General features: G+C 64.0%; 10 protein-coding genes and 1 pseudogene. 6 read left to right on the top strand and 5 right to left on the bottom strand.

What is annotated here, in order from left to right; all coding sequences use genetic code 11:
* Window positions 1-312: 312 nt before the first annotated feature.
* Both AUC71_RS04445 and AUC71_RS04440 read left to right on the top strand, forming a co-directional pair.
* Window positions 313-1,335 carry a flagellar motor protein MotA gene (locus tag AUC71_RS04445; RefSeq protein ID WP_069623287.1) on the top strand — a complete coding sequence of 341 codons (1,023 nt, stop codon included), beginning with the start codon at window positions 313-315 and terminating at the stop codon, window positions 1,333-1,335.
* A 2-nt stretch (window positions 1,336-1,337) separates the two neighbouring features.
* Entirely contained in the window at window positions 1,338-2,366 is a 1,029-nt protein-coding gene (locus AUC71_RS04440; RefSeq protein WP_069623286.1) for a peptidoglycan -binding protein, read from the top strand.
* Window positions 2,367-2,368: 2 nt separating this feature from the next.
* Here AUC71_RS04440 and AUC71_RS04435 read toward each other — a convergent pair whose 3' ends face one another.
* Window positions 2,369-4,201, bottom strand: a complete 1,833-nt coding sequence (locus AUC71_RS04435; protein ID WP_083238077.1) for an ABC transporter transmembrane domain-containing protein — start codon at window positions 4,199-4,201, stop codon at window positions 2,369-2,371.
* Window positions 4,202-4,364: 163 nt separating this feature from the next.
* On the opposite strand from AUC71_RS04435, the gene rpmE reads away from it, so the two are divergent.
* Window positions 4,365-4,586: a 50S ribosomal protein L31 gene (gene rpmE, locus AUC71_RS04430; RefSeq protein ID WP_069623289.1), complete on the top strand. Its 222-nt coding sequence runs from the start codon at window positions 4,365-4,367 to the stop codon at window positions 4,584-4,586.
* Between the two features lie 6 nt (window positions 4,587-4,592).
* On the opposite strand, the pseudogene AUC71_RS04425 reads toward rpmE, so the two are convergent.
* Both AUC71_RS04425 and AUC71_RS04420 read right to left on the bottom strand, forming a co-directional pair.
* A pseudogene (locus AUC71_RS04425) lies at window positions 4,593-5,020 on the bottom strand (DUF1465 family protein).
* Between the two features lie 377 nt (window positions 5,021-5,397).
* Window positions 5,398-5,592 (bottom strand): DUF1192 domain-containing protein, encoded by a 195-nt coding sequence (locus AUC71_RS04420; RefSeq protein ID WP_069623285.1) that lies wholly within the window; start codon window positions 5,590-5,592, stop codon window positions 5,398-5,400.
* Between the two features lie 75 nt (window positions 5,593-5,667).
* On the opposite strand from AUC71_RS04420, the gene AUC71_RS04415 reads away from it, so the two are divergent.
* Genes AUC71_RS04415 through AUC71_RS22180 form a run of 3 tightly spaced genes read left to right on the top strand, consistent with a single transcriptional unit; the run spans window position 5,668 to window position 7,628 of the window.
* The gene (locus AUC71_RS04415; RefSeq protein ID WP_244500799.1) at window positions 5,668-6,663 is read left to right on the top strand and encodes an NAD(P)H-quinone oxidoreductase; all 996 of its coding nucleotides are present in this window, start codon (window positions 5,668-5,670) and stop codon (window positions 6,661-6,663) included.
* An 18-nt stretch (window positions 6,664-6,681) separates the two neighbouring features.
* Window positions 6,682-7,365 carry a DUF808 family protein gene (locus tag AUC71_RS04410; protein WP_342021794.1) on the top strand — a complete coding sequence of 228 codons (684 nt, stop codon included), beginning with the start codon at window positions 6,682-6,684 and terminating at the stop codon, window positions 7,363-7,365.
* Complete coding sequence (locus AUC71_RS22180) at window positions 7,338-7,628, top strand: DUF808 family protein (protein WP_342021793.1); 291 nt, start codon at window positions 7,338-7,340, stop codon at window positions 7,626-7,628. Before AUC71_RS04410 ends, AUC71_RS22180 begins: the two co-directional genes overlap by 28 nt.
* Before the next feature lie 563 nt (window positions 7,629-8,191).
* On the opposite strand, the gene AUC71_RS04405 is transcribed toward AUC71_RS22180, so the two are convergent.
* On the bottom strand, window positions 8,192-8,371 hold the full coding sequence (locus AUC71_RS04405) for a hypothetical protein (protein WP_069623284.1): 180 nt from the start codon (window positions 8,369-8,371) through the stop codon (window positions 8,192-8,194).
* A gap of 111 nt (window positions 8,372-8,482) precedes the next feature.
* The coding region (locus tag AUC71_RS04400; RefSeq protein WP_141701446.1) for a Crp/Fnr family transcriptional regulator at window positions 8,483-8,830 on the bottom strand (348 nt) is incomplete at its 5' end.

The raw sequence follows: 8,830 nt of genomic DNA, 5'->3' as shown, positions 1-8,830 counted from the left end.
CTATGTGAGCGACATCGCCGACAAGGACAAGATGCTGGAGACGGGCAGCATCGTGGCCGGCAACGAGACGATCCACGCCAAGCTCTTGAAACTGCTGAAAGCCGCTGGCAAAAACGTTCCCACGGTCGGCACAGCGACAAAAACGGCGGCCGCCCAATAGGGCAAAACCCAACGCTGACACGCCGCCTTCACAATTTCGGCAAACGTACCGCGGGCAATTATGAAGTTGTCCGCCCTGAGGTTGCCGTTTTGCGCGTCAAACTATTCGGTTAATCTCTCACGCGCGGTCGCATCACCCAGCAACGGCGGAACATGGCACCCAAGCAGTACAAGACGAAGCTCACGCGCCCCCAGGTCTTTCTTTGGCGCATGTCGCTCTTTCTCATTCTCGCCGTTCTGCTTGCCATCATCCTCGACGGGCAGACGGCGCAGTTGAGACGGAGCTTCATGGCCAATCCGGGTCTGAACGGTTTGATTATCGCCGTGCTCCTGGTCGGCATCGTCTATTCCTTCCGTCAGGTCTTACGGCTGTTTCCCGAGATCAACTGGGTCAATAATTTCCGCATCTCCGATCCGGGCATCGCCGTGGAGAAGCAGCCGGTGCTGCTGCTGCCCATGGCCACTATGCTGCGCGACCGCACCGGGCATTTGTCCCTCGCCACCGGCTCGGCCAGGACGCTGCTCGATTCCGTCGCGTCGCGCCTCGACGAGCAGCGCGAGACCACGCGCTATCTCGTCGGCCTCCTCGTCTTTCTCGGCCTGCTCGGAACCTTTTGGGGCTTGCTTCACACCGTGAGCTCGGTCGGCAACACCATCGGCTCCCTCGACACGAGCGGCGGCGAGAACGTGATGCTGTTCGACCAGTTGAAGGAAGGCCTGGCCGGACCGCTCGCCGGCATGGGCATCGCATTTTCGTCTTCCCTGTTCGGCCTCGCCGGCTCCTTGATCCTCGGCTTCCTCGACCTGCAAGCGGGCCACGCTCAGAGCCGCTTCTACAACGAGCTCGAGGACTGGCTCGCCAACATCACCGAGCTGCAATCGGCCGACGCGGGCGACAGCGTGCCGCCGCAATTGCGCTTCGCGCTCATGGACATGCAGCGCTCCCTGTCGGACCTCAGCGAGAAGGTCGAGGTCGGCATGCTCAACGACAATACCGGCGACGCCGTGAAGGACCTCGCGCAAGGCGTCGACAAGCTCATCCGGCAGATGCGCGCCGAGCAGAAGGTCGTGCGCGAATGGGCCGACGAGCAGGCGCAGCAGCAGCATGAGCTCGCCGCCGTGCTGCGCCAGATCAGCGGCAAGACGCCCGCGCCGGCGGCGGGAGAAGGCAGCTAGCCATGGCCCTTGCCCGCGCCCGCCGCCGCCAATACACCGCCAATTACTGGCCGGGCTTCGTGGACATGCTGTCCACGCTGCTGCTCGTGGTGATCTTCCTCATGGCCATGTTCATGGTCACCAACTACATCATCACCCAGGCCGCGAGCGGCAAGGACACCATGCTGTCCCGCCTCAACCGCCAGCTCTCCGAGCTGACCGAGTTGCTGGCGCTGGAGCGCTCAAAGAAAGAAGGCACCGAGGACAATCTCGCCGCGTTGCAGGCGACGCTGTCGGATACGCAAGCGGAGAACAAGCGCCTCACCGGGCTGCTCGGCATGGCCAGCGGCGAAACCGAGGGCGCGAAGACCGCGCCGCGGCGCTCGGCACCAAGCTCGACGAGCAGCGCCAGATTACCAAACGACGCGCTCGCCAAGGTCGAGCTGCTCAATCAGCAGCTTGCGGCCTTGCGGCTCCAACTCGCCGCGCTGAACGAGGCGCTTGAGGCCTCCGAAGCCAAGGACAAGGAAGCCCAAGCCAAGATCGCCGATCTCGGCCAGCGGCTGAACGTGGCGCTCGCCAAGAAGGTCCGCGAGCTCAACGAGATCCGCTCGGACTTCTTCGGCAAGCTGCGCGCAGCTTTGGGGAGCCGCCAGGACTTCAAGATCGTCGGCGACCGCTTCGTGTTTCCCTCCGACGTGCTGTTCGACCCGGGCTCCGCCGAGCTCAAGCCGAGCGCCTATGGCGAGCTCGACAAGCTCGTCGCCGCCCTCAAGGACATCCAAGACGATATTCCGCCGGACATCGCGTGGGTGATGCGCGTGGACGGCCACACCGACATCAATCCCATCGCCACGCCCGAGTTCCCCTCCAACTGGGAGCTGTCGAGCGCTCGCGCCATCTCCGTGGTGCGCTACCTCATGAACGCAGGCATTTCGCCCAAGCACCTCGTGGCGGCGGGCTTCGGCGAGTTCCAGCCCATCGAGGCGGGCGAAAGCCCTGCGGCTCTGGCCAGAAACCGCCGCATCGAGTTGAAGCTGACCGAGCGGTAGAGCTACTCCGCGGCATCGGGCGCGAATTGCAGCTCGGCGAGCCGCGCATAGACGCCGCCCTGGCGGATCAGGGTCTGATGCGTCCCCTCCTCAACCAGACGCCCCCGATCGAGCACGAGGATGCGGTCGGCGCCCACCACCGTGGACAGCCGGTGGGCGATGACGAGCGTGGTGCGCCCTTCCATCACCTTGTCGAGCGCCTTTTGCACCAAGGTCTCGCTCGTGGCGTCGAGCGCGCTGGTCGCCTCGTCGAGCAGCAGGATCGGCGCGCTGCGCAACACCGCGCGCGCGATCGCGATGCGCTGGCGCTGACCGGCAGACAGCGTCACCCCGCCCTCGCCCAGCATGGTGTCGTACCCTTTCGGCAGTTCCACGATGAAGTCATGCGCATAGGCGGCTTTCGCCGCCGCCTCGATCTCGGCCCGGCTCGCCGCCTCCGCCCCGTAGGCGATATTGGCGGCGATGGTGTCGGCGAACAGCGCCGTCTCTTGCGGGACCACGGCGAAGCGCGAGCGCAGCGCATGGAGATCCGCTTCGTTGACGGCAACGCCATCCACTTCCACACGGCCCGCGGTCGGATCGTAGAAGCGTAGCAGCAGCGCGAAGATCGTGGTCTTGCCGGCGCCCGACGGCCCAACCAGCGCCACGCGCTCGCCCGGCTTGATATGAAAGCTCACCTCGTCGAGCGAACGTATCTCGGGCCGCAAAGGATAGGTGAAAGAGACGTCCGAGAAGGCGATCTCGCCGCGCGGCGGCTCGGGCAGCGCCTTCGGATGTGCAGGGCTCTCGATCTCGGATTGCACTTGCAGCAGTTCGCCCAGCCGTTCCGCGGCGCCGGCGGCTTGCGCCACCTCCCCCCACACTTCACTCAAGCTGCCGACCGCGGCCGCAGCGAACACCGCATAGAGTACGAACTGGCCGAGCGTGCCGCCGGTCATGGCGCCGGACAGCACGTCCTGCGCGCCGTACCACAACACGCTGACCACAGATGCGAAGACGAGGAAGATGGCGATGGCGGTGAGACCGGCCCGCGCCTTGGCGCGCGCGTTCGCCGCCTCGAAGGAACGGTCCACCGCTTCGCTGAAGCGTTTGGCCGTCGCTTCCTCGTGCGTGAAGGCTTGCAGCACCCTCACCTGGCCGAGACTTTCGCTCGCATAGGCCGAGGCATGGGCGAGCGTATCCTGCGCGTGGCGCGATCGCGCCCGCACCGAACGTCCATAGGCCGCGAGCGGCAGCACGATAATGGGAATGGCGATGAGCACGGCGAGCGACAGCTTGGTACTTGTCACCACCATCATGATGACGGCGCCCGTAAGAAGCAGCGCGTTGCGGATCGCTTGGCTGATCGCGGTGCTCGCGGCGGCTTTCACTTGTGTGGTGTCGGCGGTGAGCCGCGACATCACCTCGCCGGAATGGGAGACCTCGTAGAAGGCGGGGCTCAAGCCGGTCAGATGCCTGAACACGTCGGCGCGGATATCGGCGACCACGCGCTCGCCGAGCCAGTTCACGCAGTAGAAGCGCGCGGCGCTGGCGAGCGCCAGCACGACGCCGACAAAGAGCAACGTGGCGAAGTAGGTGTCGATCAGATCGGGTTCGATCCCCGAGAAGCCGAGATCGATCATGCGGCGCATGGCAAGCGGCACGGCAAGCGTCGCCGCGGCCGCCACGACCAGCGCCAGAAACGCGACGGCCAGCATGGCCTTATGACGGAGCAGATAGGGTCTCAGCCGCAGGAGGGGACGCAGCGAAACGGGTTTCGCCTTTTCCTCCCCGGGTTGCTCTATCTCTGGCTCCTGCCGATCTTTGCCGTCGGACTTCGAGGATACGAGTTGCACAAGAAATGCCCAGCTAGACTTTAGAGTGTGCCGACTTTAAGGGCCTGAGCTTAAAGCGCAAAGGCCTAGATGCCGCGCCTTTCCGGCGCAGTCTTGTGCCGGTCGGCAAGTTCAAGTATAGGCTCGGCTCAAACAAACCATGCGATTTATCAAGGCGACCGCAATGAAGAAGGACATTCACCCGGATTACCACCAGATCAAGGTGGTGATGACCGACGGCACCGAGTTTCTCACCTATTCGACCTACGGGGCCGAGGGTGACACGCTGAAGCTCGACATCGATCCCATGACCCACCCGGCCTGGACCGGCGGCGGGCAGCATCTGATCGACCGCGGCGGCCGTCTGAGCCGCTTCAAGAAGAAGTACGAAGGCTTCCTGAAATAGGCTGGTTTACTCGGCGTCGGGGCCAAAAGCCTGACGCAGCCGGGACAGCTGCGAGCTGAGCGGATGGGCCTCGCCCGCCGCCGGCGCCTGGTTGAAATCGAGCATCTGATCCAGGCGGACCACCCGCTCCTGAAGCTTGACGCTCTGCTCGATCAGGCCGCGCAGGCGCTCCGGCAGCACCGAAAGATCGCGGGCCGGATGGTCGCCCGACACCGGAAGCTTGATCTTCCGCTGCTCCTCGACGGCCTGCTCCGGCGTCAGTTCGCCCTCGCTCACCGCCCGGCGGATCAGGAGCCAGGACGCGAGCTGCATTAACCTTGTGGTGAGCCGCATGCTTTCCGTCGCATAGGCAGAGAGTGTGGCGGACGGAGCTTGCGGGCCTCTTTGCGGCCATCGCCGTCGAGATAGGCGGCGGCGGCCTCGACCAGCGCCATGCCTTCGCGGAACACGGTCTTGAACTGGTCCGAACGCGCGAATTTCGCGCCGAACGAAACGGTTACGCCGTCGTCATAGTCGTCGTTTCTTGATTTCCCCGCCATCGCCCCACTCCGTCCCCTGAGCCCGGCGGCATAGTATGCCATGGGAAAGCGTTGTCGTCGCCTTCCGGTAACCAAGGTTAAGGCTCAAGAATCAGGCAAAAAAAAGAGCCGCCAAAGTCTGGCGGCTCAGGAAGTTAACAGGGAGGCGTCAAACAGAGTGGAACAGGCCACTCAGATCCAGAGGACTGGATAACGAGAAGAATACCGCCCAACTCCTAACAACCAGTTAAGACTAAGGCCCGATTTACCTAAAGGAACCGTGTCCGGAAAGTTTATCGGCGCTTAAACGCGGCCTCGGCGGCGCTGAGCGACGATTGCTTATCGGACAGCACCTTTTCCACCCGCGCGACCTCGCCCTTGAGCGTGTCGATCAGGGCCTGCAGCTCGGCGACCGAAAGCTTGGAGAGGTCCTGGCCGAGCTCGTGGGTCCTCTTCTTGGGCGGCGGGGCGATGTCGTCGGTGTCCATGAGACCCATCCTAGCATCGTGGCATTTCGGTCTAATCCCTTTATCTGTCATGGCCCGCGTTGAAATGAGGACCCGATGCTGCCTGAGACCATGACTGTGATCGAAGCCCGCGAGGCCGGCGGACCGGAGGTGCTGGTGGCCGGAATGCGGCCCGTGCCGAAGCCCGCCGCCGACGAGGTGCTGATCGCCGTGGAGGCCGCGGGCATCAACCGGCCGGACGTGCTCCAGCGCCAAGGGCTCTACCCGCCGCCGAAAGGGGCCTCCGACCTGCTCGGGCTGGAAGTAGCCGGCCCCGTCATCGCCGTGGGCGAGACCGTGACGCGGTTCAAGGAGGGCGATTTCGTCTGCGCGCTGGTGAACGGCGGCGGCTATGCGGAGTTCGCCGTGGCGCCGGAAGCGACCACCCTGCTAGCGCCCGACGGCCTCGACGCCGTCCAGGCGGCGGCCCTGCCCGAGACGATCTTCACCGTTTGGCACAACGTGTTCGAGCGCGGCGGGCTTAAGCCGGGCGACTGGCTGCTGGTGCATGGCGGGGCGAGCGGCATCGGAACCACCGCCATCCAGCTCGCCACGGCACTCGGCGCCAAAGTCATCGTCACCGTAGGCGACGGCGCCAAGGCTAAAGCCTGCGAGGCGCTGGGCGCGGTGCACGCCATCAACTACCGCGAGGAGGATTTCGTCGAGGTGGTGCGTGCTGTGACGGAGAAGCACGGCGCCGACGCAATTCTCGACATGGTGGGCGGCGACTATATCGAGCGCAATCTCAAGGCCGCGGCGCTCGAGGGCCACATCGTGCAGATCGCCTTCCTGGAGGGCTCCAAGGTCGAGATCGACCTGATGCGGCTGATGATGCGCCGTCTCACTCTCACCGGCTCGACGCTGCGGCTCAAACGCCCGGAGACCAAGGCGCGCATGGCCGAAGCTATCGAAGAGCGCATCTGGCCGCTCATCGCGCAAGGCAAGTTCAAGCCGGTGATCGACTCCACGTTCAAGCTGGAAGAAGCGGCCGAAGCCCATAAGCGCATCGACGACCCCGCACACATCGGCAAGATCGTCCTGAAGACGACTTAGGCCGGAGGGGATCGAGCAATGAGTGGCTTTCTCGCAATGCTCGACGACGTCGCCGCCATCGCAAAGCTGGCAGCGGCGCAGGTCGACGACATCGCGGCCCATGCCGCCAAGGCCGGCGGCAAATCGGTCGGCGTCGTCATCGACGATGCCGCCGTAACGCCGAAATACGTCACCGGACTCCCGGCCGCGCGCGAAATCCCGATCGTCGCCAAGATCGCCGCCGGGTCCCTGATCAGCAAGCTTGTCATCCTGCTGCCGGGGCTCCTCTTGCTGCAGGCATTCGCGCCATGGGCCATCGCCCCTCTTCTCATCCTCGGCGGCTGCTATCTTTGTTTCGAGGGAGCAGAGAAGATCTGGCATGCCCTGACAGGCCACGAGGAGAAAGGTCCGCAGCAGGCTAAGACGATCAGCGCGGCCCATCTGGAGGAACAGCGCGTCAAAGGCGCGATCAAGACGGACTTCATTCTGTCGGCCGAGATCATGACGATCGCGCTATCGACGATCGACGTCGACGATTTGTGGACACGCGCGGCCGTACTTGCGATCATCGCGGTATCGTTCACAGCCCTCATCTACGGCGTGGTCGCCGTCCTCGTGAAGATCGACGATTTCGGTCTGCACCTCAGCAAGACGGCGGCACTCGGAAGCTACGGGCGTTCGGGCGCGGGCTGGTCATGGCGATGCCGACGGTGCTCAAGGTGATTTCCGTTGTCGGCACCGCCGCGATGCTTTGGGTCGGCGGCAGTATCGTGGTTCACAGCCTCCATACGCTCCATCTGTCCTGGCCGCATGAACTGATCACGAGCATCGCATCGGCCGTGACCGGCGAAGGCGCATCCGCCACGGTTTCCTGGATCGCTACGGCGTTCCTCGATGCCGTCTTCGGGTTCCTTCTCGGGTCGATTCTAATGCCGGTCGTGCATGTTCTGCTCGTCCCGATTGGCGTCCTATTTCCGGAAAAATGATTGAAGTCCGTGTCGTGCGCGCTGCGTAGCCGAGGTCGCGGCGCTAACGATGGTAGCTACGACTTACATCTTCGCCATGGCCATCATCGAGCCTAGCCAAAGTCGCCTGATGGACGCGCGCAAGCGGATGGGCGAAAGCAGCAGGCGGGGCGTAGGTAGTCCTTGCATCCGGCAGTCGACCGGTGCGGACCAGGGCTGTCGAGATAGCGAGTCCGATCAATAGAATAATCAGGATGCCATGCTGGGGCTCGGTTTCCGCCCGGCGGCGCGGCCTCCTGTAGATCCTCCTGCTGTCGGACATTCCATCTCTCCGAACGGGGAAAACGCTTTCGGCTCCTAATGGTTCGCCTGCGCGCCAACACGCGACAACCGCTCTGATTGACGAGGCGTCAGTTCAAAAGGGGGGAGAATTGTCCATCCGGTCCGCCGGAGGAGATCGCGCTACGCCCGATGTCCGCGCCGTGGTCAAAAGCGGACGCTTACCGAGGACTCAACTCGGAGACGTGTCGGCTCAGATCCGCATAACCGATAGCCAGGGACTCGAACGAGGAGTCAGCCGACGCTCACGCCGGATCGCCCCATTCCGCGAGCAGCTCAGCGGAAGCCTCCTCGTCGACAGCAAGAGCGAGCCAGCGTTGCGCGAGCGTTTGGAAGTGCTCCTTGGCGTCGGGCGTCGACGCGCCCTCCGCGAGCCTGAGGCACTCTTCGGCGTTCTTGCGGCACTCTTTGGGGTCTCCTGGCATGCCGATAATTTCGCTTGCCCGTTGACGCCTATCAAGCGAACACAGTGTACGCTTCCAGACATTGCGCAGGCAGAAGCTGCGTCTGCACGATTTGCCGGGGTCCCTCGGACCTTAGCTGTGGAGCAAGCGGCCCAGCTCCGCTTCGGCCACGCCATAGGCGCCGTTCGACTTTTTCTCCAGTCCCTTGCGGTCGACGATCGTGATCGTACCGCGGCCGGCTTGGATGAGGCCGTCCTTCTGCAACGCATGCACGGCAATGGTCACGCCCGGACGGCGCACGCCGAGCATTGTGGCGATAAATTCATGCGTCAGGAGAAGCGCGTCGCCTTCGAGCCGATCGTGGGAGACGAGCAGCCACCGTGCCAGCCGCTCCTCGAGCGTGCTCCTGGCATTGATCATGGCGGTGTGGGCCACCTGGACGTTGAAGGCGTGGACGAATTTGAGAATCATCGCCCGAAG

The sequence above is a fragment of the Methyloceanibacter marginalis genome (assembly GCF_001723295.1).
GTDB lineage: Bacteria > Pseudomonadota > Alphaproteobacteria > Rhizobiales > Methyloligellaceae > Methyloceanibacter > Methyloceanibacter marginalis.
This window is presented reverse-complemented; position numbering and strand designations above follow the sequence as displayed.

What these genes read in the sequence shown, in the direction of transcription:
- AUC71_RS04445 (WP_069623287.1), top strand. Translation starts at nt 313, where the DNA reads ATGGCACCCAAGCAGTACAAGACGAAGCTCACGCGCCCCCAGGTCTTT.
- AUC71_RS04440 (WP_069623286.1), top strand. Translation starts at nt 1,338, where the DNA reads ATGGCCCTTGCCCGCGCCCGCCGCCGCCAATACACCGCCAATTACTGG.
- rpmE (WP_069623289.1), top strand. Translation starts at nt 4,365, where the DNA reads ATGAAGAAGGACATTCACCCGGATTACCACCAGATCAAGGTGGTGATG.
- AUC71_RS04420 (WP_069623285.1), bottom strand. Translation starts at nt 5,592, where the DNA reads ATGGACACCGACGACATCGCCCCGCCGCCCAAGAAGAGGACCCACGAG.
- AUC71_RS04415 (WP_244500799.1), top strand. Translation starts at nt 5,668, where the DNA reads ATGCTGCCTGAGACCATGACTGTGATCGAAGCCCGCGAGGCCGGCGGA.
- AUC71_RS04410 (WP_342021794.1), top strand. Translation starts at nt 6,682, where the DNA reads ATGAGTGGCTTTCTCGCAATGCTCGACGACGTCGCCGCCATCGCAAAG.
- AUC71_RS22180 (WP_342021793.1), top strand. Translation starts at nt 7,338, where the DNA reads ATGGCGATGCCGACGGTGCTCAAGGTGATTTCCGTTGTCGGCACCGCC.
- AUC71_RS04405 (WP_069623284.1), bottom strand. Translation starts at nt 8,371, where the DNA reads ATGCCAGGAGACCCCAAAGAGTGCCGCAAGAACGCCGAAGAGTGCCTC.